General features: G+C 45.5%; 23 protein-coding genes. 11 read left to right on the forward strand and 12 right to left on the reverse strand.

Translation table 11 applies throughout. The annotated features are described in order from the left end of the window. Nucleotides 1-68 precede the first annotated feature (68 nt). The gene (locus tag BLQ13_RS11730; protein WP_090919501.1) at nt 69-1070 is read left to right on the forward strand and encodes an NAD(P)/FAD-dependent oxidoreductase; all 1002 of its coding nucleotides are present in this window, start codon (nt 69-71) and stop codon (nt 1068-1070) included. 76 nt (nt 1071-1146) lie between these two features. After that, nucleotides 1147-1398, forward strand: a complete 252-nt coding sequence (locus tag BLQ13_RS28280) for a hypothetical protein (protein WP_139168882.1) — start codon at nt 1147-1149, stop codon at nt 1396-1398. Nucleotides 1399-1419: 21 nt separating this feature from the next. On the opposite strand, the gene sda is transcribed toward BLQ13_RS28280, so the two are convergent. Beyond that, on the reverse strand, nt 1420-1563 hold the full coding sequence (gene sda / locus BLQ13_RS11735) for a sporulation histidine kinase inhibitor Sda (protein ID WP_024632651.1): 144 nt from the start codon (nt 1561-1563) through the stop codon (nt 1420-1422). A gap of 356 nt (nt 1564-1919) precedes the next feature. Further along, the gene (locus BLQ13_RS11740; RefSeq protein ID WP_090919505.1) at nt 1920-2579 is read right to left on the reverse strand and encodes a YheC/YheD family protein; all 660 of its coding nucleotides are present in this window, start codon (nt 2577-2579) and stop codon (nt 1920-1922) included. Nucleotides 2580-2815: 236 nt separating this feature from the next. Between BLQ13_RS11740 and BLQ13_RS11745 the strand changes: the two genes are divergently transcribed. Continuing rightward, nucleotides 2816-3070, forward strand: coding sequence for a hypothetical protein (locus tag BLQ13_RS11745; protein ID WP_090919508.1), 255 nt, complete (start codon nt 2816-2818; stop codon nt 3068-3070). A 25-nt stretch (nt 3071-3095) separates the two neighbouring features. After that, entirely contained in the window at nt 3096-4625 is a 1530-nt protein-coding gene (locus tag BLQ13_RS11750) for a Ppx/GppA phosphatase family protein (RefSeq protein WP_090919511.1), read from the forward strand. On the opposite strand, the gene ppk1 is transcribed toward BLQ13_RS11750, so the two are convergent. After that, nucleotides 4585-6666, reverse strand: a complete 2082-nt coding sequence (gene ppk1, locus BLQ13_RS11755; protein ID WP_090919514.1) for a polyphosphate kinase 1 — start codon at nt 6664-6666, stop codon at nt 4585-4587. The genes BLQ13_RS11750 and ppk1 overlap by 41 nt on opposite strands. Nucleotides 6667-6913: 247 nt before the next feature. On the opposite strand from ppk1, the gene BLQ13_RS11760 reads away from it, so the two are divergent. Both BLQ13_RS11760 and BLQ13_RS11765 read left to right on the forward strand, forming a co-directional pair. Then, complete coding sequence (locus tag BLQ13_RS11760) at nt 6914-7141, forward strand: hypothetical protein (RefSeq protein WP_090919517.1); 228 nt, start codon at nt 6914-6916, stop codon at nt 7139-7141. Between the two features lie 383 nt (nt 7142-7524). Then, the gene (locus tag BLQ13_RS11765) at nt 7525-8574 is read left to right on the forward strand and encodes a glycoside hydrolase family 53 protein (RefSeq protein WP_090919520.1); all 1050 of its coding nucleotides are present in this window, start codon (nt 7525-7527) and stop codon (nt 8572-8574) included. 827 nt (nt 8575-9401) lie between these two features. On the opposite strand, the gene BLQ13_RS11770 is transcribed toward BLQ13_RS11765, so the two are convergent. The 4 genes from BLQ13_RS11770 to rarD all read right to left on the reverse strand — a co-directional run bounded on the left by BLQ13_RS11770 (nt 9402) and on the right by rarD (nt 12632). Then, nucleotides 9402-9755 carry a hypothetical protein gene (locus tag BLQ13_RS11770; RefSeq protein WP_139168883.1) on the reverse strand — a complete coding sequence of 118 codons (354 nt, stop codon included), beginning with the start codon at nt 9753-9755 and terminating at the stop codon, nt 9402-9404. Nucleotides 9756-9776: 21 nt separating this feature from the next. Beyond that, a complete protein-coding gene (locus tag BLQ13_RS11775) occupies nt 9777-11048 on the reverse strand; it encodes an MFS transporter (protein WP_090919526.1) in 1272 nt (423 codons plus the stop codon). Nucleotides 11049-11066: 18 nt separating this feature from the next. Continuing rightward, on the reverse strand, nt 11067-11519 hold the full coding sequence (locus tag BLQ13_RS11780; protein ID WP_090919529.1) for an NUDIX hydrolase: 453 nt from the start codon (nt 11517-11519) through the stop codon (nt 11067-11069). A 216-nt stretch (nt 11520-11735) separates the two neighbouring features. Further along, nucleotides 11736-12632, reverse strand: a complete 897-nt coding sequence (gene rarD / locus BLQ13_RS11785; protein ID WP_090919532.1) for an EamA family transporter RarD — start codon at nt 12630-12632, stop codon at nt 11736-11738. Between the two features lie 224 nt (nt 12633-12856). Here rarD and BLQ13_RS11790 point away from each other — a divergent pair, with 224 nt between their 5' ends. After that, a complete protein-coding gene (locus BLQ13_RS11790; RefSeq protein ID WP_090919535.1) occupies nt 12857-13261 on the forward strand; it encodes a VOC family protein in 405 nt (134 codons plus the stop codon). 123 nt (nt 13262-13384) lie between these two features. Here BLQ13_RS11790 and BLQ13_RS11795 read toward each other — a convergent pair whose 3' ends face one another. The 3 genes from BLQ13_RS11795 to BLQ13_RS11805 all read right to left on the reverse strand — a co-directional run bounded on the left by BLQ13_RS11795 (nt 13385) and on the right by BLQ13_RS11805 (nt 19037). Further along, nucleotides 13385-14026 carry an NAD(P)-dependent oxidoreductase gene (locus tag BLQ13_RS11795; protein ID WP_090919539.1) on the reverse strand — a complete coding sequence of 214 codons (642 nt, stop codon included), beginning with the start codon at nt 14024-14026 and terminating at the stop codon, nt 13385-13387. A gap of 218 nt (nt 14027-14244) precedes the next feature. Continuing rightward, entirely contained in the window at nt 14245-18147 is a 3903-nt protein-coding gene (locus tag BLQ13_RS11800; protein WP_090919542.1) for a carbohydrate binding domain-containing protein, read from the reverse strand. A 533-nt stretch (nt 18148-18680) separates the two neighbouring features. Then, nucleotides 18681-19037 (reverse strand): HesB/IscA family protein, encoded by a 357-nt coding sequence (locus tag BLQ13_RS11805; RefSeq protein ID WP_090919545.1) that lies wholly within the window; start codon nt 19035-19037, stop codon nt 18681-18683. A 447-nt stretch (nt 19038-19484) separates the two neighbouring features. Between BLQ13_RS11805 and mqnE the strand changes: the two genes are divergently transcribed. Further along, nucleotides 19485-20591: an aminofutalosine synthase MqnE gene (mqnE, locus tag BLQ13_RS11810; protein WP_090919549.1), complete on the forward strand. Its 1107-nt coding sequence runs from the start codon at nt 19485-19487 to the stop codon at nt 20589-20591. Between the two features lie 265 nt (nt 20592-20856). Then, on the forward strand, nt 20857-21918 hold the full coding sequence (locus tag BLQ13_RS11815; protein WP_090919552.1) for an NAD(P)/FAD-dependent oxidoreductase: 1062 nt from the start codon (nt 20857-20859) through the stop codon (nt 21916-21918). Here BLQ13_RS11815 and BLQ13_RS11820 read toward each other — a convergent pair. Then, the gene (locus tag BLQ13_RS11820; RefSeq protein ID WP_090919554.1) at nt 21915-22169 is read right to left on the reverse strand and encodes a YuzB family protein; all 255 of its coding nucleotides are present in this window, start codon (nt 22167-22169) and stop codon (nt 21915-21917) included. The genes BLQ13_RS11815 and BLQ13_RS11820 overlap by 4 nt on opposite strands. An 80-nt stretch (nt 22170-22249) precedes the next feature. Here BLQ13_RS11820 and BLQ13_RS11825 point away from each other — a divergent pair, with 80 nt between their 5' ends. Then, a complete protein-coding gene (locus tag BLQ13_RS11825; protein WP_053783253.1) occupies nt 22250-22495 on the forward strand; it encodes a NifU family protein in 246 nt (81 codons plus the stop codon). 75 nt (nt 22496-22570) lie between these two features. On the opposite strand, the gene BLQ13_RS11830 is transcribed toward BLQ13_RS11825, so the two are convergent. Next, on the reverse strand, nt 22571-23335 hold the full coding sequence (locus BLQ13_RS11830) for an SDR family oxidoreductase (RefSeq protein ID WP_090919557.1): 765 nt from the start codon (nt 23333-23335) through the stop codon (nt 22571-22573). Nucleotides 23336-23556: 221 nt separating this feature from the next. Here BLQ13_RS11830 and BLQ13_RS11835 point away from each other — a divergent pair, with 221 nt between their 5' ends. Next, nucleotides 23557-24564: a DUF2167 domain-containing protein gene (locus tag BLQ13_RS11835; protein WP_090919560.1), complete on the forward strand. Its 1008-nt coding sequence runs from the start codon at nt 23557-23559 to the stop codon at nt 24562-24564. Nucleotides 24565-24625: the final 61 nt, after the last annotated feature.

Raw genomic sequence — 24625 nt, forward strand, 5'->3', positions numbered from 1 at the left:
TGTGACGTAATTTGCAAAAAATAATCACTGTTCTCTACCTATTAAAATAAGAAAGGTGTTGTTGATTTTTGACTGCACAGACGTCCGGTCATGAAATGACCGATTTACTTATTATCGGCGGCGGTCCTGCGGGCCTGTTCGCTGCATTTTATGGAGGTATGCGTCAGGCTTCCGTTACACTGGTTGAAAGCATGCCACAGCTTGGTGGACAGCTCGCTGCCCTCTACCCGGAAAAGTACATTTATGATGTAGCCGGTTTTCCGAAAGTTACTGCTCAGGAACTCGTGAATAACCTGATCGAGCAGATGAGCCACTTTAACCCGAACATTCGCTTGGAAGAAAAAGTGGTGTCGGTGGAGAAAAAAGAAGAACAGCATTTCATCGTAAAGACAGATGAGAATGAATATCATGCCAAAGCGGTTATTATCACGGCGGGTGTTGGTGCATTTGAACCTCGTCGCCTTGAACTCGAAGGTGCAGCGAAGTTTGAGAAAACCAACCTGCATTACTTCATCAGTGATTTAAACGCTTTTGCCGGTAAAAAAGTTTTGATTAGCGGCGGGGGAGATTCTGCTGTAGACTGGGCTCTTATGCTTGAGCCGATTGCTGAACAGGTTACTCTGATTCACCGCCGGGACAAATTCCGTGCACATGAGCACAGTGTGGAAAACCTGATGAACTCCAAAGTTAACGTTGTGACACCGACTGAAATTACGGAACTTCACGGAGATGACACCATTACCAAGGTTACTCTTGCTCATGTTAAGACGAAAGAAACACAGGAAATTGAAGTGGATGATGTTATTGTTAACTTTGGTTTCGTATCCTCCCTCGGTCCAATTGCTGAATGGGGTATCGAAATTGACAGCAATTCCATCGTTGTCGACTCCCGCATGGAAACGTCTATTCCTGGTATTTTTGCTGCCGGCGATATTACGACGTATCCAGGCAAGCTGAAACTGATTGCTGTTGGCTTCGGTGAAGCTCCAACTGCAGTAAATAATGCAAAAGTATACTTCGATCCGGATGCCAAATTGTCTCCTGGACACAGCAGTAATATGAAACGCTAATTCAAAGCAATCACATAATATGGTACAAAAAAGGGTATCTTACTCCTGAGCAATCTCATGATCAGGAGGGATACCCTTGTCTTATATATGCCCGCTGTGTAACGGTCTGGTTGTACCGGAGCAGGCTTGTCCCCACTGCTTTCAGGGACTGTCAGAATGCGGCAAATTAGACGACTACACCGGACCATACAGCCCCTACGAACTTCAAGCTTCCTCTGACATGGCAGACGAAACCGAGAGCGTTTGCAATCACTTGATGTATTGTCACCATTGTCAGACAAGTATGCTACTGCCTGTCTCTTTATGGGACTTGTCCGGAAACCTGTAACATTGCCTGCAATGAGGATCTCTAGTGAAGTATGGCAGATACGTCAGTACCCAGTTTGCGCTTATGGATTTCTGCCAATAGCAGCGCGATGAAATCTCTTTCGAGATCCAATTCGATCGCTTTATGGTAGGAATCCAACAACATCTCATCGGATAACATAGCCATTTCCCGCCACAACCTTTCCTTTATTTTCCTCAAAACTATCATATCAGAGATCGGACAAGAGAACAAGCGTTCTTGTTATCCACAACAACGTGTGGAAATCCTGTGTATAGTTTGTTGATAATTGGAAAAAACATAGAATATATATCAGTGGATAATGTGGACATTAATTATACACAGGATAGATAACATCTCTATGAAATTCGGGATTCAAAGAAAATTTAGAGCAATTTTCATATTTTCCACGAACGCTCCGAATGTATTACCCAAAAGTGAAAATTTTCAAACGCTTTTCATCCAATTTCTCTTGTATATACTATCGGTTTTTCTCCCGTTTTCTTTAACTTTTCCAGTAATTTTCATTGAGGTCTGGTATTCACTTCCAAAATCCATATTCTGCCCGAGTGATCCAGTCCATAATCAAATCCCAACTGTCCTATGCCAGGGAACTGACTTTCCATGATATGTGTGCAAGTCAATGTTAAAGAACGCATCTCCTGCCGCTTGTATCGATTAGCAATGTGAGGCAGGGATAAGGCAAGTGCTCTTTTGCCTGACAGCATGGTTCCCCCCTTACTCAGATTCGTTACACACAGACCTGGACGTGCAAGTCTTCCAACCAAAGAACGAAATACCCAGCCCTGTCCCGTCTTCACTACCTTAACTCTGTAATCCACAGGCCTTCCATGAATGGTTGCGAGATGAATTCCTTGTTGAATGATATATCTTCGCTTGGCCTTTACCCTTACAAGGGAGCGATACATCTTAGTAAAGCTTGCAAAAGAACGAGTAACTTTCATATGTGTATATCTAAAAGCCCCGCCGCTGCTGGATACCCGGATCACGCCGTACCCACCGCCTCCAACAACGGGTTTAATATATACCATTCCATAACGTTGCAGCATGTACAGCAGGTTACCTGGATTAAAAACTTTTGTTTGCGGGATATGAGCAGCAGCTACCGGATATTTCATCAGTGCAGCAGTTTTCCGCCATTTGCTTGCTAACTGTCTCGACATAGGTTGATCTCCTCTCTCCAAACCATGATCCTTCTTTATACATACTCACTCCAAGCATGGTTTTCTTGGATGATTGTCCAAGGCAAAGGCCCCTTTTCTGTGGAACATGTCCTGCTATGCTAAGCGGATTCCAGGACAAACACCCGTTTACTTTTCAAACGGTTCAATCTGTCGTATGCTACTAAAGAATGACTTGTTTTGGCTAAAAATGAGGATCTAAGGAGCGTTCAAAAGACATGGAAGCATTTTTCAAATCACTTTATGGCGTGGCCTATTTCGCAATGTCCATTGTATTGGTCGCGGTGACGATACTTCTCTTCGTGATCGGTATTCGTCTGTTTATCAAAAAACGCAATCGTGGCTTTGCCGTAAGTTGTATTTTATTTGCCTGTTTCATCGTCTTTATCATCGTTGTAATGTTCACCACGCCCTTCTCTGCCACGCCTCCAGGCTCACCGGAAGCCCTGGCTGCCCTGTTACATTACGGGTAACCGACCTTTGTAGAAGGAGATGCTTATGACACGAAATAATAAAACACTTGGAATTGTTGATATTGGCTCAAACTCCATTCGTCTAGTGATCTATGAGGTGAGTGAAGACGGAGCGTACCGCATTATTCATGAAGACAAATATGCTGCCCGGCTAAGCGGGGTTGTGGAATCGGATGGCAGTATCCTAAGATCATCTCTATCCACTGCCATAACCGTCCTTCGGCAATTTAAAGCCACCTGTGAGACTTATCAGACTGAACTGATTCGGGCGGCAGCAACTGCCGCGATCCGCAATGCGACCAACGCGGAGCAGATTATTGCATGGCTGGAAAATGAAACTGGACTTACGATTGAATGTGTCTCGGGAGATCGTGAGGCCTATTACGGATTCCTGGGCGTGATACAGTCGATTGACCTGACCGACGGTTTTGTCGTTGACATTGGAGGGGGCAGTACGGAGATCACCGTGTTCCGCAATCGCGAAAGATTGCACAGTGTCTCGCTGCCAATCGGTGCCGTGAATTCACATGCCCGTTATGGAGGCGAGGATCAATGGACCGAAGCCAATGAACAATCCCTTTGCAATGAAGTTATTGAAGCATTAAAGGGACAGACTTGGACTCAGGAACATCCCGGTTTGCCACTCATTGGACTGGGTGGTACAATGCGTACACTCGCAAAAGTAGAACAAAAGCGTACGCAATATTCTTTGCCGGTAACGCATCACTATGAAATTGGAGAGGAAGCGATGGATAATATCGCCCTTTCCTTGCCCTATCTTACTTCCGCTCAACGTAAAAAAGTGCCAGGTCTTGCTAAGGATCGAGCTGACATCATCGTACCAGGCGTATTGATTCTGCGTACTGTCTTCCGCATTATCCGGGGAGACCGTTATGTCGTGAGCGGAGCAGGACTTCGCGACGGGCTTCTGAGAGACTATCTCGCTGCTGGTCAGCCTTCCGCACCTGATGCATTAAAGGATAGCATCCGTAATTTCCTTTATTACGGCCCACCGATCCCGGAGAAACGTCTGAACCGGATTCATCAGGATACGGTTACCTTATACACCGCTTTACAAGAGGCTACGCCTGATGCCTCTGATGAGCGAATTTTGTACACATCCTCTATGCTTCATATGGCTGGCAAACAAATTAACTATTTCCGTTACACGCAACACTCTGCATACTGGATTATGAATGCAAGCATTTACGGTCTGTCCCACAGGGAAACAATTTTAAGTGCCATTGCAGCCGACTATCATCCGAAAAAAAGAACGCCTCAACTTCTACAGAAGCATGAGGACATTCTGAAAGATTCGGATACACAGCATGCTCACCGCATCGGCTCGTTACTGCGTGCGGCCGAAGCGATCAATCGTGCAGAGAGCATTGCCGCCATTCACGCGGTCAAAGAAAAAGACTCGCTGCAGGTCACGTTGACCTGTACAGACGAGCCTTTACTGGAACTGAACGGCCTGGAAGATGCCGTCAAAGATTTGCAAGAAGCCTGGGGAGTTACGTTAAAACACTCCATTGTGCGGGCTTCCAAGGGATAATTCCCATCGCCTCCGTCTGACTTCTCAGCGGGGGCTTTTCATTTTTTACAAATATATAATTGCCGTTTGGCATAAGTTCTCTGGCCTTCACATTGTCATTCAATGACAGATTGAGGATATCCACCAGCATTTTTTTCAATGAAGGATCAAATACAGGACACATCAGCTCAATACGTCGATTTAAGTTACGTGACATCCAGTCTGCACTGGAAATGAAAACATCGGGGTTACCGTCATTTTCAAAGTAAAACAACCGGGAATGTTCAAGAAAACGGTCTACAATACTAATGACTCGAATGTTCTCGCTCAGCCCTTCTACACCTGGACGTAAGCAGCATACGCCGCGGACAATCAGGTCAATCTGCACCCCTGCCTGCGAAGCTACATATAATTGATCTATCATTTCCTGATGGGATAAAGAGTTGATCTTGGCAATAATTCGGGAACGTTTGCCTTTTAATGCATGCTCTGTTTCTCGGCGAATCAATGTGAACAACTCGTCCTTCATGCCATCTGGCGCAACACGGAATGCTTGCAGTGCCTTCGGGCCGGAATAACCGGTAATCTCGTTAAACAGTTCGGATGCATCCTCACCAATGATCGGGTTAGAGGTGAACAAACCTACATCCGTATACACTTTGGCGGTGCTTTCGTTGTAGTTCCCCGTACCAACGTGAACATATCGGCGCAGCCCTTGCTGCTCCCGGCGTACAACGAGAATGATTTTTGCATGTGTTTTCAGACCGACCAAACCATAAACGACATGGCAGCCTGCCTTTTCTAGCTTCCGAGCCCATGCAATATTCCGTTCCTCATCAAACCTGGCTTTCAGTTCCACAACAACGGTAACTTGCTTCCCGCTCTCTGCAGCGAGCGCGAGCGCTGGAATAAGACGCGAGTCACCATTGACTCGGTAAAGCGTCATTTTAATAGCCAGAACCTGTGGATCTTCTGAAGCTTCCAGTATAAAATCTGTCACCGGTTCAAACGATTCATACGGGTGATGAACCAGCACATCCTGTCTGCGAAGTAGCTCAAAATGACTTTCTCTCGGCAGGAACTCAGGCGGATATACAGGTTGTACAGGACCATATTTGAGATGTGAGAAACCTTCGAGGCTATCCACAAATCCAGCTAAAAAGCTGAGATCCAGCGGTCCATCAATTTCAAAGATCGGGTCCTGAATTTCAAACTCCTCTTGCAGCTCCTGTAGCGCGTCACTACGGAAATCCTTGCACACTTCCAGTCTGACAGGGGCTCCGCGACGTCTGCGACGCAGCTCTTTTTCGATGGCCTCCAGCAAGTCTTCCGCTTCTTCTTCATTAATGGAGAGATCTGCGTTTCGAGTTACCCGGAACTCCTGCACAGCCAGCGATACATATCCGCTGAACAAGGTGTGCACATGCTGTTTAATCAGGTCTTCGATCAGAATGAAACTTTTTTTCTTGCTATTGGCCCTCAGAGGAACCTTTACAATGCGAGGAAGATTGGAAGGTACCTGCACGATCGCCATAAATGGCTCGCCATCCTGCTCATCTTCTTTTTGTAGCATTACGGACAGATAAACGGACTTGTTATGCACCAGCGGAAAAGGTCGACTCTGGTCGATAGCCATCGGCGTAAGCACCGGAAAAATAATGTCATGATAATATTGATCCATTGCCCGTTGCTGCGTCACATTAAGATCCACATACTCCTGGATGTGCACGCCTTTCTTGGCGAGAAGACGAATGAGCTCACGGTACGTTTTATATTGCTCCGCGACCATGGCCCCGGTTCGTTTAATGAGTCTGCGGTACAACCCCGAAGGGGTATAACCAGTGAAATCTTTTTGTGTGAATCCAGCCTTGATTTTCTCCTTGGTCTCTGCGAGCCTGACACTGACAAACTCATCCAGATTGCTGGCAACAATGCCAAGAAACCTCATCCGCTCCAGCATAGGCGTTGTAGCGTCCTGTGCCTCTTGAAGCACACGCCGATTAAATTCAACCCAACTCAAATCACGATTAACATAGTTGCCTGTTTTAATATCTTTATGCATGTATGGCCTCCGAATGTGATGCATGTCAATTCTTATTTGAACTTCTACTATAATTGTACTATTCGTAATCGACTCCAAGCGTCATCGGAATGTTAACGCAGTGTTAAATTTATGTAAATGATAACTCATGACCGCAACTTTTTCCATCCCTTTACAAAGCACAATAGACAAGGTAAAGTGAACTACAGTGTGTTTTGATCGGCTGTCGTTATTATTCCAAATTCACGTTATTTTAAAGGAGTATCTCATGAAATCGAACAAACCTAGAACATTGCAAAAAAACATTGAATTTTTCACCGCTGCCCTGTCCCAATGTGTGGTTACCGCATGGCAGGAAGATCCCGCAGGTGTATATTGTGAAGTCGGCCACGGCATTGTCGAGCAGATCAGTGATGACAGCGTGCGAATTCGCAATGAGGATGGAACGAAAAGCCATTATGCTCGGGACACGACGATGTTTCAAACCGAAAAATAATTTTTGCGTAAATATGAAAAAAAAGACTAGCTTTTCGAAACAGAGTGTTGTATACTCTTGCCACAAGGAAAGGAGGTGCGTCAACATTTCTAATGTCATGTTGAACGTGTCCCTTACCCGATCCACTACTTCCAAATAAATTGGATGGTAATGGAGGCGCGGGATACGGATCAATGTTTTAAAAAGCGCCACGGGTAGAAAAGCCGTCTTCGGACGGCTTTTTGTTTTGTCTTTTTCTATATAATACATAGGAATGTAACATGTGAAAAAGATGAGAAGTTAAGAAAACAACCAAAATATTGGAAACGGACCCTTTAGCACCATGATTTCGGAAGGCTATAATGAGGATGCATCTCAACTTATAACCAAGGAGGCATGTTGTTATGTTTAGAAATGTAAGGGGTTTCAAGACAAGCATTTTGCTAGCTTTTGTTTTATTAATCACTTCGATCCTGCTACCTGCAGGTCAGCACGCCAGTGCCGCACCGAGTTTTGCCAAAGGAGCAGACATTAGCTGGGTTCCCGGCATGGAAGCTCAAGGGTACAAGTGGAAAGATAAAAACGGGGTACAACGGGACATCATTGATATCTTGAAAAAGGATTACCAGATTAACTCTGTTCGCATCCGTGTTTTCGTTAATCCTTCGAATGATTATGGTAACGGTTACATGAATAAAGATCGCGCTGCCGCTCTCGCACAACGTGCTAAAAATGCAGGTATGAGTGTCATGCTAACACTGCATTACAGCGATTCCTGGGCAGACCCAGGCAAACAAACTAAGCCAGCCGCATGGAAAAATTATACGTTCCAGCAGTTGATGGATGTTGTCTGGAGCTATACCCGTGACGTTATGACGACCATGCAGAGCAAAGGTGTCACTCCAGACTGGGTACAGATCGGCAACGAAACCAGCAACGGTATGTTGTGGGATGATGGTAAAGCTTCGGTTAATATGAAAAATTATGCTTGGCTCGTGAACACAGGACATAACGCTGTAAAATCCATAAGCAGTGGTACCAAAACGATAGTGCATCTTGCAAACGGAGACGATAATGCCCTTTTTGTCTGGAACATCGGCGGACTGATCAACAATGGGGCCAACTTTGACATGATTGCAATGTCTCTCTACCCTTCTGCTTCTGGCTGGAACACAGCTGTGACGAACACGGTCAACAATGCAAAAGATATGATTAATCGTTATGGCAAAGAAATTATGATCTCCGAAATTGGCATGGACAATAATCAGCCCGCGGCAGGAAAAAGCTTTGTCGCAGCGATGAAAAATCAGATTCGCAATTTGCCAAGTGGTAAAGGAAAAGGTGTATTCTACTGGGAGCCACAAGCTACTCCAGGTTATAATGCTGGGTACACCAAAGGTGCATGGCAGTCCAATATGATGCCAACGGCTACCATGGAAGGGTTCATTGACTAAGCACGGGAGTTAGAAGCATTTTTGGGGAGGAGACTGCGAGTGGACGTTCCGGGGGCGGGGCGTTCTTTCGATCGCTGGTTGTCCTCGGATTTCTTTTTTGAATTCCCCTCATAGGGGAAAATCCGATGACAAACGCGAACGCTCCGCTTCTACAGAATCGCTCCCCCCTCCACTACGCGCTGCTCCTTAAGGCAGGCTTCTAAAACGTGCTTCGGCTTTTCACAGGAGTAAGGGGGAAAGAGCAACCTCATTTAGATGGGAGCTGCGGGTGGACGTTCCGGGGGCGGGGCGTTCTTTCGATCGCTGGTTGTCCTCGGATTTCTTTTTTTGAATTCTCCTCATAGGGGAAAATCCGATGACAAACGCGAACGCTTCGCTTCTACAGAATCGCTCCCGCCCCCTCCACTACACGCTGCTCCTTAAGGCAGGCTTCTAAAACGTGCTTCGGCTTTTCACAGGAGTAAATGGAAAAGAAGATGGGAGCTGCGGGTGGACGTTTCGGGGGCGGGGCGTTCTTTTGATCGCTGGTTGTCCTCGGATCGTTCTGGAATCTCCCTTCATAGGGGAACATCCGATGACAAACGCGAACGCTCCGCTTCTACAGAATCGCTCCCGCCCCCTCCACTACGCGCTGCTCCTTAAGGCAGGCTTCTAAAACGTGCTTCGGCTTTTCACAGGAGTATGTGGAAACATTTATAAAAGGCGCTCATCCTTACGGATGGCGCCTTTGGACGTTGAAGAGCGTTATTGCACCCTATTGACTGGGTGCTTGGAGATATCTACGGTTGAGCGTTCCGGGGGGCGAGTTCAAATAACCCTGTTCTAGATTACATGAACACCATAACAGCTATAAGAGATACAAAAAGACTGAGGATAGCAATCATCGCTTGAATACAGCTAAACGATATATTTTCGATCAGGATCATGTGTTTTCTCTGTACAACATATGAGAATAGAAATGAAAGAAGGATAACAGGAAGATATTGATGAAGATCCGCACCACTGGTACTTGGCAATAGTGTGCCAAGATATCCGTTTGTCGTTTCGTTCACGATTAACCACGTATAGATCATGCCAATGATTACTGAAAAAAGAAACGGAGATATGAAACGAATCCTGTTTTTCGGTAGCACGAAACGACCAGGCTTGTGCTCTGACAACTCATCATTAACCATCATCATTCTCCTCCTAATTCATTATTTTCATCGTTCGTAATGAACGGTCTGATCCTGAAAAGCCCGATAATTCAGCAACCCCGCAACAATGGCTAAGATGGTCAGTACGGCTGCAAACAAATAGAGGTTCACGATGCCTATGATTTCAGCTAGCCAAGCCATACCCAGCAAAGATATGCAAAATATGAGATGCATCATGGAGGCTTGAGCTGATAAAACCTTGGGTAACATCGGATTAACCACACTACTTTGAATCAACGTACGTCGGTTAATCATAGCAAGCTCAGCAAATGGCCCCATTAACATGACCAGGAACAACGCAACAAAAGGCTGTGAGTTTAAAGCATAAACGGCAGTTAGGATTCCATACCCTGCCATCCCTATCATCATAACTGAAAAATATCGACGTCCAATGATTCTGCCTAGGGCAAGTACCAGCAAACCACCACTAATGGTTCCAGCAAAATAAGCTGCATTGATGAAGCCCCACCATTCTTCTCCCTGTCCAAGCGCCACTTGCACAAACGCAAGCGTGAAAGCACCTACCCAAATAGAGCCACCAAGCATGTCGATCATATCCATGAACGTAAGCACTCGCAGACGAGGTGTCTTCCATATCATCTTCCAACCTTCGGTTAACGTGTGCCATCTACTTGTGCCCAGATCAGAAGAAATATCTGCTGCTGCATTCACACGCTTCTCTGGTATCCCTCCATGCGTTGGTTCCTTAACACCAAGTGTAAATACAGCTGCCAAGCCATAAATAACAGCTGCGATTAACAACGTTGAACTTGATCCAATGAATGCAACAATTACGCCGCTTAGGCCCCAACCTGCAAATTGTACAACTTGATCGCTGACGCTCATGAGTCCATTGGCTTTGAGTAGACCTTGTTCATGAGTCACCAGTCGTGGAATCAGCGCATTTCGAGCTGGTGTTGTCCACCCATCGAGAAAAGACATCACAAATATAAGCGAAAACACAAGCACTAATGAGGATTCTACGCTATTAAGCTGTATGTACACTGCCAGACAGATGAACAACAGGAATTGCCCGGTTTGTGAAAAAAAGAGTAGACTCGGCAACTTAAATCGCTGAATGAATAGAGGTGCAACTAAACTACTCAACAACTGAGCCCCACTGCGAATCAATGGCAAAAGTGCCGCAGACACAAGCGAATTTGTACGATCCAGTACCATAACCGTAAGGGCCATAATATACAATACGTCCGCGGCATTGGCTGCTGTTTGGGTTGTCCACAGATAATAAAAAGCACGGGTTAAATACGAGGACTTCATGAACATCTTTCTCCATTTCTATAGCATGCTGTGAAAAAGCATTAAGGGATACTCTCTTTTAGTAATTATATTATCCGTAATCTGCAACATCACTTCGCGGTCGCGCAATTCCAGCACATCCGATGTAGACAGGTCTTCCGGCGTAATCCACCTCGCGTCTGCAATTTCTATAGTATCCAGTTGCAAAGAACCGCCTATAATCTCACCGATAAAATGGAATAAAACCACCTGTTGCTGAAGACTGCTTATAAAATTGTAAATACCTGTTGTAGCAGTTAGTCTAACATCATAACCCGTTTCTTCTCTCACTTCACGATGTGCCGCATCCATTACATCTTCTCCATACTCTATTCGGCCTGAGGGGTAATTCCATGTGTATCGAACAGATGCTTTGTTCTCCTTAACGATCAGCACTTTCCCTTTATTTACAATAGATACACTCACAACGAATACAATGCCTTGTTGCTTCATCAACCCTAACCTCCACCGCCGCAAAAATTCATTCCCTACAATTAGAACATACGTTCCTTAATTTGTAAATAAAAGAATCATTCAGGTTGCCTTACGACTGTGAATTTGGTAAAAAAAAAGCCCTCCTCATCCTTAAGGATGGAAAGGCTAATCATCAGAAAGACTAGATCAATTCAAGTCTTTCAACCATTTTATGCTATAACATACTTTCTGGTATTAGATCGCTTTCTGTTCCTGGACAGACTTCGCCAGTTTTGTAGCACGCATCGAAGCAATAGCATAGACGATAAGTGCTACCCAAATGAAGGCGAAACCAACCAGCAACACAGGGGAAACAGTTTCCTTAAACACAAATATGCTCAGGACCAACATAATCGTTGGACCGATGTATTGCACAAATCCGAGCGTGGACAGCGACATGCGGGCAGCTGCACGTGCAAAAAACAGCAGCGGCAATGCGGTTACAACGCCGGAAAGCAACAATTCAAAAAACATTGGCGCTGGCAACGTCCAGGCCGTTGTTTTACCCACAACGCCAAGATAAATCCAGTAGCCTAATGCAACAGGCAGGACAACTGCCGTCTCTGACAGCAAGCCTACTGACGCATCTTGCTTGATCTTTTTCTTAGCCAGACCATATAAACCAAAGGATGCAGCCAGTGAAATGGAGATCCACGGGAAACGTCCGTAGTCGATCGTAATAATCAGCACAGCAAGCGCTGCAATAGCAATGGCCAGCCATTGCCCCCGGTTCGGTTTCTCATGAAGGAAAACGACGGCAAGCAGCACATTCAGCAAAGGGTTCAGATAATAACCAAGACTAGTCTCCACCACATGACCGTTGTTCACAGCCCAGATAAAAATCAGCCAGTTGATCGCTATCAACAGTCCACTAGCCGTGAGCGACAGTAAAGTGGAGCGGCTGGTCCAGATTCGTTTTACATCACTCCAGCGGCGCTGGATAGCGACTAAAATCCCCATAAATACAAATGACCACACCACCCGATGTGACAAAATCTCACCAGCAGGCACGTTGTTAAACAGCTTCCAATAAAGTGGGAGGATTCCCCACATAACATACGCAATAATGGCATTAATTAATCCGCTATTCATGAAACATACCTCTCTTTATGTTCTCTGTCTGAGTCTCTATTTAATCTCTGATGTCTCAACGGATTATACGCCTCGTTCCTTACATAAGTAAAGAAATACTTATAAAAATACAATTTTGTAACAATATACATAGCAGTCTAAACACACAGCTTCATTGAAGTGCATTGCTTCTCTTCATAATAGCGTATAATAAGATAAATTCTTTCTCTATGGGGGCCATGACGATGTCACAAGATATCTGGTTTAACTTGCCGGTCAAAGATGTAGAAAAGGCAACTTCTTTTTTTAATACAATAGGATTTAAAACGACGAACGTTGGTAGCGAGAGAGCCATGATCTCCATAGGCCAAACTACAATTATGCTTTTTCCTTATGCAACTTTCGAGAAATTTACCGGAGCCAGAGCTGTGGACACTTCACATAGTGCAGAGGTTATCATCTCCATTGGTGCTGATAGCAGAGAAGCAGTCGATTCCTTTATTCAGAATGTAGAGCGTGCCGGAGGAGGCATCTTTGGCAAGCCAGGAGAGACGGACGGTTGGATGTATGGTGCAGGGTTTGCGGATTTGGATGGTCATCGCTGGAATCTGCTGTACATGGATGAGAGCAAGATGCCAAAGCGTCAATAATGAGCCCAATCATAGATAACATCTGATAGATCATAAATAATTTTACATCAACAAAAACGGACACTCGCTTATCCAAGCAAGTGTCCGTTTGTTTTTAGTTTATCCTACAAACATATCTAATTATTACTTCGCTTCGCCAACTACAGTAAAGCGTTCATTTTTATGCTGCGGGTTCTCAATCTCATCCACAAGCGCAATCGCGTAATCGGCATAGCTGATGTAGCTGTTGCCTTCACTGTTTACCATAATTACATCGTTGCCGGACTGGTATTTTCCAGTACGTACGCCTTCCGGATTGAAGAAACCAGCAGGGCTAAGGAAGGTCCATTGAATGCCGGAAGATGCTTGTAAGTCTTGCAGGTTCTTTCCTTGGTTGGATGCTGTTGCTTTGTACGCATCAGGGAATCCAGGGGAATCGACAACACGCAGCGTTTTGGACTCGTCCGTGAACAAGCTCCCCGCACCACCCACAACGATCAGACGAGTGTTAGGAGCATCTTTCAAAATGTTGATCAGGGCTTGTCCAGCTTCCACGTGCAGGTTTTCTTTGCCTGCTGGTGCACCAAACGCATTCACAACCACATCAAAGGCCTGAACATCTGAAGCCGTCAGATCAAATACGTCTTTTTCCAATACATTCAGGCTTTTGTCTTCTAATTTGGATGCATTCCGCACAATCGCTGTTACTTCGTGCCCGCGGTCTACCGCTTCTTTCAAAATAGTACTTCCCGCTTTACCTGTTGCACCAATAATTGCAATTTTCATCGTCAATCTCTCCTTCAATATCGTTTTTTTACTAACTATTATGTTAAGGTTGTTTCCCTAATTCATAATGTAACTATAAATGTTACAACTTATCTTGTCAACACGTTTTCTTTTATCTTTTAACATATCCCCCTGCCAATATTCTTAATGCCATAATAAGAAGCCTTGTTCTCAATAAACAAGGCTTCTTTCTTTCCTTTCTTCTTCACAACATCAACTTAGGCGCTCCTACGTCCCAATCTCCAAGGGGAAGCATGGATAAACTCTACTGGCAAAGATGTCACTGGGCTGTCACCATTACTTGAAAATGTTGCTCCCGCTGGGGCTCCTGATGTGATGACACCAGCATGATAAGTGCTTACCCCAAGAGGAAATACATAATTGCGACCCCCGTTGTTATCCCAAGTACCACTTCCGTTGTTGAAAACGGCCTCTAGTCCGGTCGATGTACCTACATCAATTGTAATTTTGTTATACCCTGGCAGGTCTGATACTGGGATTGGAACACCTGGAGGTGTCGTCCATGTCCCTCCTGCCGGACGGTAATGAATGTTAGGCTGCGCGTATCCCTGCTTATAGTAGAGTGTGACACTATTGCTCTTTGGTGCAGCATCGGTCGTCACACGGACTTCCGCACTTGCTGCCGATTTGTTCTGCGCTGCATCATAAGCTACAACATAGTAAGCATGAGCTGTTGCAGCGTTCAAACCTGTATCCGTATACGCAGTTGTTGTGCTTGTGCCAATGTTGACGCCATCCCGAAATATTTCGTATCCGGTTACACCTGTATTATCTGTTGATGGACTCCAAGCAAGGGATACACGATCGGAAGCTTTTGAGGTGACTGTCAGATTTGTGGGTACGCTAGGCGGAGCCGTATCTACTTGTGGCCCACCTTGAGTGATGACCCCTGCATTATAGGTGCTCAGCCCTAAAGGGAACTGATAGTTCTTTCCACCGTTGTTGTCCCACGTACCGCTGCCATTGTTGAAAACCGCTTCAAGTCCGGTAGCTGTGCCTACATTCACGGTCATTTTCATGTATCCTGGCATTTCAGCTGCCGTCATTTTTACACCCGGAGCCGTCGTCCAGGTTCCACCTGTCGGACGATAATGAATGTATGGATTGGTGTAACCCTGTTTGTAATATATGGTGACCACATTGCCTTCTTTGGTCTTTACCGTGACTGACTCACTGACGGCCGAGACATTTCCTGCCGCATCGACGGCTTTGATGGTGTATACATAATTGGTTGCGGGAGCAAGAGAAGAATCGGTATACGTCAGTCGGGTTGATTCTCCAACTTTACTTCCATCACGATAGATGTCGTATCTCGCAACTCCGTAATTATCCTGACTTGCTACCCACTCCACAGTTACAGTGGATGAAGTAGACTCTTTAACCACAACGTTCGTGGGGGCTGTTGGTGGCTCAGTATCTGCAACGAGTGTCTGCACTTGTAAAGTTTGACTGGCATCAGATATGTTATTGGCCTTATCCCTGGCTTTAATGCTGTACGTGTAGGTTTTGGCAGGTTCAAGTCCGGTATCTGTATACTCCGTCGTCTGGGAACTGCCCACTTTGGTGCCATTCCGATAGATATCATAACCATCGACACCAACATTGTCCGTAGCTGCTGTCCATTGAAGAGTGACACTACGATCCGTTACACGTGTGGATTTCACCTCGGTTGGAGCGGAAGGCGGCGTCTGATCCACCACTAGGAACGGGTGTGTGCCCTGGATTGTTCCGTTTGAGTCTTCCACGATTTTACCGGAAGCATCCTTTTTGTATTTTCCCGTACCTACATATACCGTCTGAATCTCACTGCGAGTCACATTGCCGTTTCCGTCCGTAGCCTCGATATAATAATCAACCAGTTGATCCCTGAAATCGTTGAAATAGGTATAATACATATCGCCGATTTCTTGAGCCGGTACACGTTTGAACATGTCTGTACTGCTTGGTTGCCAAGCCACCCCGTTGATGTCCGGCTTCAAATCACGCTTGGTCATCGGATATTCCTGCCATGGGCTCACTTTTGAAGGATCAATGTTGGACACACCCTTGGCTTGGAGCGCTGCCGGATCATACACACGGAAAGTGTTATCCTTCGCATCCGCCTGCTTATCCCGATGAGTCCGAACTTTCACTTTGATATCACGAATCCCGCTCACATCATAAGCGTAGGTATAGATGCCAAACGTATTGTCAAAATAATGAAGAGTCCACCCCTCTGCCTTACTGACATTGGCACTGCCTGGATTATACGGATAACGCTGCGGCCACCAGACTGACGGGCCTGTGCGATCCTTAGCTAGCTGGCCGTTAACGTATGGCTTGGAGAAAAACAGAGACTGATTAAAGGAGAGTGTCGGCTTCACACCGTCATCCACATTTTCATCATAGTATCCAAAACCGGAATCCAGCGCTGGCAAAAGGAAATACCAGCTCAGTTCTGCCGGGTTCGCCCCACCCTTATAATTGTTTGCGGGATCTCCCTTGACTGGGTAAGCCATCATCCATGGATTCAGCTGATTGCCTTCGTAGGTGATCTCCCGATCCAGTGCTGTAGAAGGTTTCCAATGGTTCGGGTTGTCATCCAGCCACATTTGTTCGGCTGTCTTTGCATAATTGAGCGCTGCCTGTTCCAGGGCAAAGTTACGCTCCAGATAGTGATAACCGTATTCAAAGGATACCGTCATGCCTTCCTGAACCCCGTCCAGATTCTTTTTGGGCTCCAGTTGAAGACCGGTAGCTTTGTTGAACGCATCAAACTGTCCTTTCCAGATGCCAAAAGGTAGACGCCAGTGATACCATGTCGGATCGGATGAGGAGTCACGCGTATCGATCCACGAGCCATCCTGCACATGTACCACATCCTCGGCTTTTGGCGTATTCGTACGCAAGTACTCGTTGATGCTCTCTCCTTTTACCCCGGGTTGTGCATAAGTCACATCGCCTGCATTGCGCCAAGTGTCCTCAGAACCTGCACGGCCTGAAGAATTATCCCCATCATGTGCAATAACAAAAAACTGCTTCTGATCCACTAGTCCCTCAAATGGTTTGAGTGCATCTGCCTTCACCGAGCCTTGGTAGCCTTCTTCCCATGATTCTGCCTGAGCTACAGGGATACCAACAATCTTCTTCTCTGCTCCGGTTTCGGGATTCACGTGCCGCACCCAGTGCGGTGTAGAGGCAAATGGGTATTTGTTGTACACGACCTGTTTTTCATTGAACATCGGTGCAGACACCCACGAACCAACACTACTGGTGTTTTGCAGATCGGCTCGATTTGGTGGAGAAATCATCGTATCCTTGCCAGGATCGTTCAACAACGGATAATCTTTGAGGGTACGTGAAAAGTGATTGTTGCCGATCACAGACCATTCAATGCCCAGCTGATCCAGCACGGGAATAATGCGTTCCGAGAAGCCAAGCTCTGTCGGGAAGAAACCTTTGGATGATTTGAAGCTGTCCCCTAGGAAAAAAGGTTGAGCCATGACTGCATTTTGGTATATCAGATCCTTGAGCAAATATTCATTACCCGCAAGTGGCCCCATGGAGTGGTGCCCGGAAAAATGAACGAGGTCCATCGTGCGTTCTCCATGGGTCGTTTTCAGATTGTTGTACGCGCTCTTCCAGGGAGCACCCCAAGATTTGTTGTTGTAACCGTTTACATTATTGGTATACATAAAGCTGTCTACATTGTTCAGGAGGGAGCCTGACATGGTTACCTGCATGCCTGCGGCTGGATGGTTATTTTTGAGATCACCTGCCACTTGCCATGGCCAACTGAGATAGGCTCCGGTTTTCGCATGATGCGTGTAATAAGCGACCAGATCGTCATGTGGCATCGGTGCACCACCAGGCAGAAAATACGGATAACCTGCTGGGGGATTCTTTTTCAATTCTATGACTTGCCCGTCATAGGTGTATCGGATGGGTGATCCTACAGGTGTGGAAGCATACTTGGCCGTATCGTAGTAAGCCCAGAAATTCGGCATATGGTTATGGTACACATGGGAAGCGGAGATTTCAGCATAAGCTGCTGTGGTATGCGTGGAAACAACGATGGATAATGCCAACAGAAATGCGCCTAGCCTGCGCACAAGCTTCATGTTTTTCCTCCCTTATCTGTTGCCCCTGTGGGGACCATGAATTTGAATTCATTTGAAAGTCAGTAGAACCTTGCTAACGAATCTTTTGTTTGAATGTGAAAATGAGCCTGCTATCGCGCCTCCTCTCTCCTGTAATCCTATCATTCTTTGATTCTCTGCTAAAAAAATCTTCGAGCTATCCAAGCAAGATAACGCCTTTTTGCACAAACGTTTGCATATTTAAGAAATGAATAACCTCTTATACACCAACGATTATCGGGTATGACACTGGCAAATATGTTGATGATAAGTTCAATTATTGCAAACGTTTGCACAAAATAATATACCTACACATGGAACAAAATGTCAATATCGCAAATGCGTAATCAACACCCCCACTTCAGATCGGCTTAAAGTACCTATCCAACTAACTACACAAAGCACAAAAAAGCACACTTCCAGCGAATCCTCTTCGCCGAAAGTGTGCCTTAACCGCTGTATCTTTTTTGAACGCTTTAATGATTCGCCACGCTCAAACCCACACTATTTGCAGATTAACAATCTTTATCCGGTACCCCTGCTTCTTCACGTGTACGGAAGGACGAGCCGCAGCCGCATGTAGCTACTGCGTTCGGGTTGTGAATGGTGAATCCGCCGGACATACCGGAATCTTCAAAATCAATTTCAAGTCCATTCAAATATTTCACATTTTCTTTCTCCACAACGACTTTCATGTCCTGAATGTCCATATATATATCCTCATCGGACTCTTTATCGTCAAAGCCCATGGCGTACGAAAATCCGGTACAACCGCCCGGTGCTACGCCAAGACGCAGGAACATTCCAGGGGTCTCTTGCTGTGCAAGCATCTCTTTCAATCGGTCTGCAGCCGTTTCGCTGATACTAATCATGCCAGGTCACTCTCCTTTTCATCACTCTTCCTTCAAATTATACTCCACTCCGTCAAGGGGCTCAAGTCATGTTTGCCCGCTTCCGCGTTCCCCCTGAACTCCTTTTTCTTCCCAGTGTATTGAACCCCTGCGGCACGAGGTTTATAATGGATAGGTGGTCACTCTGAAAATGTCAATATTTTGTCATGAGATATTTGGATGTTGGTCATATATGGAGTTGTAATTTTTTTCACATTTCGAGACTGGTTCTCAGTCCCCAATGCATATAGAGTCACTTCGACTCCTTTTGAAAAAATAAACTTTTCGATTGCAGCATACGCTGCACCGGGTAATAAGAGTTAGTCTTTCACAGGAAGGCGGCAGTTGACCGCATCTTTGCTATGTATTTCTGTTTATTGGTTCAACACACCACAACTCGAATTCCGGTAAAGAACAGGAGGAAACAGCATGTCTACATTGGTAACACCGTTCACCGACAAAAGAATGGCTGAAATCGTTGAGAAAGTACAGAACGGCGTAAGGCTGAGCGTAGAAGACGGCGTGTATCTGTATCAAACAGATGATCTGCTGACTTTGGGCCAGCTGGCCAATGAGGCCAATCTGCGGAAGAACGGGAAGAAAGTCTATTTTATTGAGAACATGAGCCTTTATTTCACCAACGTATGCGAAGCTCGCTGCGCATTTTGTAATTTCCGCAAAGACCAGGGTGAGGAAGGCTCTTATACGTTATCCGGTCCGGAAATGATCGACTATGTGGAACAGCATATTCATCCAGGCGTGCGTGAGTTCCATATTGTAGGTGGACATAACAACCATGTTCCTTTTCAATATTATGTCGATTCACTACGTGCTTTAAACGAAAAATATCCGGATGTCACGCTGAAAGCTTACACTGCGGCAGAGATTGATTTCTTCACCCGCATTAGCGGCCTGAGCATCAAGGAAGTTCTGCAGGAGTTGCAAAAAGCTGGCCTGAAAACACTGACTGGTGGCGGTGCCGAGATTCTCTCGGATGAATACCGCAAAAAAATGCGTGTAGACAAAGCCAACGTGGATCGTTATCTTGAGGTGCACCGCACAGCTCATGAGCTGGGCATGCGTACACATACGACGATGTTGTATGGATCGATCGAATCCTATGAGGACCGCGTCAATCATATGGTGCAGATTCGTGAACTGCAAGACGAGACCAACGGATTCATGGTCTTTATTCCGCTTTCCATGCAGCCAAAAAGTAAAAACGCAAGCATTATGCGTCGTAACTCGGCTTATGAGGATCTCAAAACAATAGCGATTAGCCGACTGATGCTGGATAACATCGATCATATCAAAGCATACTTCATTAACATCGGACCACAGCTGGCTCAAGTTGCCCTTGGATTCGGTGCTTCAGATGCACATGGTACGATTGTTCGCGAACGGATTAGTCATGCCGCAGGTGCTCTCACACCTGAAGGCCTTACACGTAAAGAGCTCATATGGCTTATTAAGGGTGCGGGACGTATTCCAGTAGAACGTGATACGTTCTACAATGAAATACAGGTTTACGAATAGCTCTAATTAGTTTCATTGATCTAGGCAAGGATTACAGCAGCAGAAGCATCACTCATCAAAGAACGATACTTTCTTCAATCAGGGGGGGACGTTTGATCAGAGTGATGCTTAACTGTGATCACATATTTCAAATTTTCATCTTTTCATTATGAATTATTCAAATTATTTAAACTAAAAACAACACACGGAGCAGCTATGTGAGGACATAGCTACTCCGCAGGTTACAGCCCCAGCAATGGGACTGATGCAGAAAGGAAGCCGAGTCATGAAAAATTTCGTCATTCTTGGAGGCGGTTATGGCGGCCTCACGATCATCAAGGAACTTCTGGAAGGTAAAATCCCGTCAGATACGCAAATTGTACTGGTGGATCGCAGCCCCTTTCAAGGATTAAAGACCGAATATTACGCACTCGCAGCAGGAACAGTATCCGATTACGACCTGCGTATCCATTTTCCGGTAAATGAGAAAGTAACACATCGTTTCGGTGAGGTTACAGCCATTAATCTGGAGCAGCGTCAGATTGAATTCGAAGGTCAGGAACCGCTTGAATATGACAAGCTTGTGATTGGACTAGGTTGTACGGATCGTTTCCACAATACACCTGGTGCTGAAGAATACAGCTGTACCATTCAAAGTTTCAGCAAAACACGCGAGACATACCTGCGTCTGAATGAGGTAAAAGCTTATGGGCATGTTCACATTGTGGGCGGTGGCCTAAGTGGTGTTGAGATGGCAGCCGAATTACGCGAAAGCAGACCGGATCTGAATATCAGTATTCTGGATCGCGGTGAACGAGTATTATCCGCATTCCCTCAACGTCTCTCCTCTTATGTTCACGAATGGTTCGGCGAACATCAGGTTGAAGCACGAGGACATATTGCTATCTCGCGAGTCGAGCCTAACGCGATCTACAACCGCGATGAACAGATTCAAACGGATGCTGTTGTATGGACGGCAGGCATTCAGCCGGTGAAAGTCGTTCAAGATCTTGATGTAACGAAAGACCCACAAGGTCGTGTCGTATTAAATGAGTACTATCAGATTCCGGAGTATACCGACGTTTACGTGGTAGGTGACTGTGCCAGTGTACCTTATGCACCGAGTGGTCAGGCTGCGGAGGTTCAGGGTGAACAGATCGCTCATATTCAGCATGCCCTCTGGAAAGGCGAAAAGCCCAATCCGCAGCCTCTTAAGCTTCGCGGCACACTTGGCGCGCTTGGCAAAAAAGCTGGATTTGGGCTGATGGGCAAAACATCCATGATGGGACGAGTGCCTCGTATTTTGAAAAGCGGCGTGCTCTGGATGTCGAAACGCCATCTCGGTTAATCGAGATCTAGCGCGTCCCAGGCATCCGCTTCGGCTATTTTGGCTAGAATGGCGTTATATAGATCTTCTACTTTATCTGTGGTTACGACTTCACCATTGACCAAGGCAAAAGGTGTCATATAACATTGACCACAATTGGTCAGGCAGCCGTATTCAATCACGTCATAGTCCGGATTTTCATCCAGTTGATCCATGACTTCATCCGTGCCAAAATGCATATTGTTAGCACAAAATTCAATAATTGGTCTCATTTCAGTTCACCTGCTTTGTTTGACCATTTTAATTTATGGTCATTTGTAATATAATATAGGAAGGAAAGGAGTTGAACAATATGAGCGAAAACGCACAAAGCACCATGTATGATGAGGTATCTGATGTGCTTGATAAACTTCGTCCGTTCCTGCAACGCGATGGCGGTGACGTGGAACTGGTCGATGTGGAGGACGGCATCATTAAGCTGAAACTGGTCGGTGCCTGCGGCAGTTGCCCAAGCTCCACCATTACCTTAAAAGCCGGGATTGAACGCGCCCTTCTTGAAGAAGTTGAGGGTGTACAAGAAGTTGTACAAGTATTCTAATCAATCCTTCACGAAATAAACCTCAGAGAGCCTTTCGCTTCGCAAGAAGCGAGAGGCTCTTTTTTTGTAATTCCATCAGATTGTAGGCCTGATCGGGTCAAGTCCTCCGGACACATCCATAATGTTGCCTGTTATAAAATCCGAATGATCTAAGCACAGGTACGTGATCACTCGCGCAATATCTTCCCCACTGCCAGGCCGACCTCTTGGTGTTTCTTTATCAGATATCCCTGCAATGTCATCAATCGTTTTCTCTTTGTTCGCACCCCGAATATCACCGGGACATACCATGTTCACCGTAATCCCGTAAGGCGCTTCTTCCACGGCAAGAGTTTTCGTAAACGAAACCAGACCTACCTTGGCAGCAGCATATACGGCACGATGAGGCCAGGATCTTGCTTCACCCGCGTGACTGAAGCCAAAATGAATAATACGTCCCCATTGTTTGCGGCGCATTTCCGGCAAAACAAGCTGATCCAGAATCATTGGCCCGAGCAGGTTGCCCTGCACTAACATCTGCACTTCTGCTTCAGAATAATCTGCGAACACCCGACGCTCTCGTACAAATGGACCAGCATTATTCACCAGAATGTCTACATGACCCAGCTGTGTCTCTACCTCTGTAATGAGTGTGTGCATCTCTTCTACTTTGGATATATCCGCCTGAACGGCAATGCAGCGCACCCCTTTGGCGATAATCTGAGCTTGCAACGATTCGGCTTCTGTTCTGCTATACACATAATTAAGGGCAATGTGGCATCCCTGATCCGCCAGACTGAGGGCTGTCATTTTACCAAGACCTTTGGCACTTCCCGTTATGAGGGCAATCTTTCCCTTCACGTTCATCCCCCTCTTCAAAGAGCAGTCACTCATTCAGTATAAAAGATTTAAGCTTGCCTCACAACTTGCATGTGCTCACAATCTGTTCCATTTATTTGAAGAATACAAATAAGTCCTTATTATCCAAATTTATCTTGATTACCTTACATACCTGTGATAATGTCTTAACGTCGTTTCTTATCTAAAAAACGCCATTATCATGTTCGAAAGGATCGTGTTCAATGAAGAAATGGTTCAAATTGAGTTCATTTAGACTCACAGTGTCATTAGTTCTAATGTATTCTATACTATTAGCGGATATCGGCCCCGTCTCTGCTACCAATGAGAACATTACCTCATCCAATGAATACGAATGGGTGGATGGCCCGAATACCGTATCTCTCGATGGCAAAGTCTCACTTGAGCTTCCAGCAAACTACTCATTTCTAGGTAAAACGGATACACAACGCTCCATGCTGGAACTTGGTAATCAGCCGAACGGGAATGAGATCGGAAGCCTGTACAGTAACGATCCCATGGGTTCATGGTCTGTCATATTCGAATACGTGCAGAGCGGGCATATTCATGACGATGACGAAAATCAATTGGATGCTCACGAGTTATTAAGTAACTATATGCGTTGGGAAGTTGAACATAACCGTAATGCAACAGAAGAAAACGAACTCCATGTAACAGGGTGGGAGGTTGCACCTGATTATAATCCTTCCAGTCATCAACTGATTTATGCACTCGGATTCAAAGATAGCTACGAACAAGCCTTGGTCAATTATAATGTTAATCTCTTAACACGCGAAGGTTATATCACGGCGATTCTTGTAACCGAAAAAGCGAATTTGGAGCAAAGTCGTGCTGCTTTTGAAGAAACGGTACTTGGGCATCTTACCGTGAATCCAGGATTCAGATATGAAGATTATAATGATAAAACCGACCAAACATCACGTCTTGGCCTGAACAGTCTCGTGCTGGGGGGAATTCCTTATACCGCGGAAGAGGAAAGTATTTGGAAATTTTTGAAGCATAGATGGTATTGGGGGCTGGGTTTATTCATATTGTTATTTAGCTGGGTCAGATACCAACAGAAAAGAGATGCACTCCATCAAGAGGAAACACAGTATCCGGTGACCCGGGAATATAACTATGAAGAACACGAGCAACAACATACTGCGGAACAGAATGAACTAACGTACTACCGCTCTTCGGATAAAAATTCAAAAACAGAGAATACATAATCATAAATTCAAGTTAACCAACACAGTTTACTAACAATAAGAAAAGGCCGCGCTCTCACAT

It is taken from the genome of Paenibacillus polysaccharolyticus, assembly GCF_900102085.1.
In the GTDB taxonomy this organism is placed as follows: Bacteria; Bacillota; Bacilli; order Paenibacillales; family Paenibacillaceae; genus Paenibacillus; species Paenibacillus polysaccharolyticus.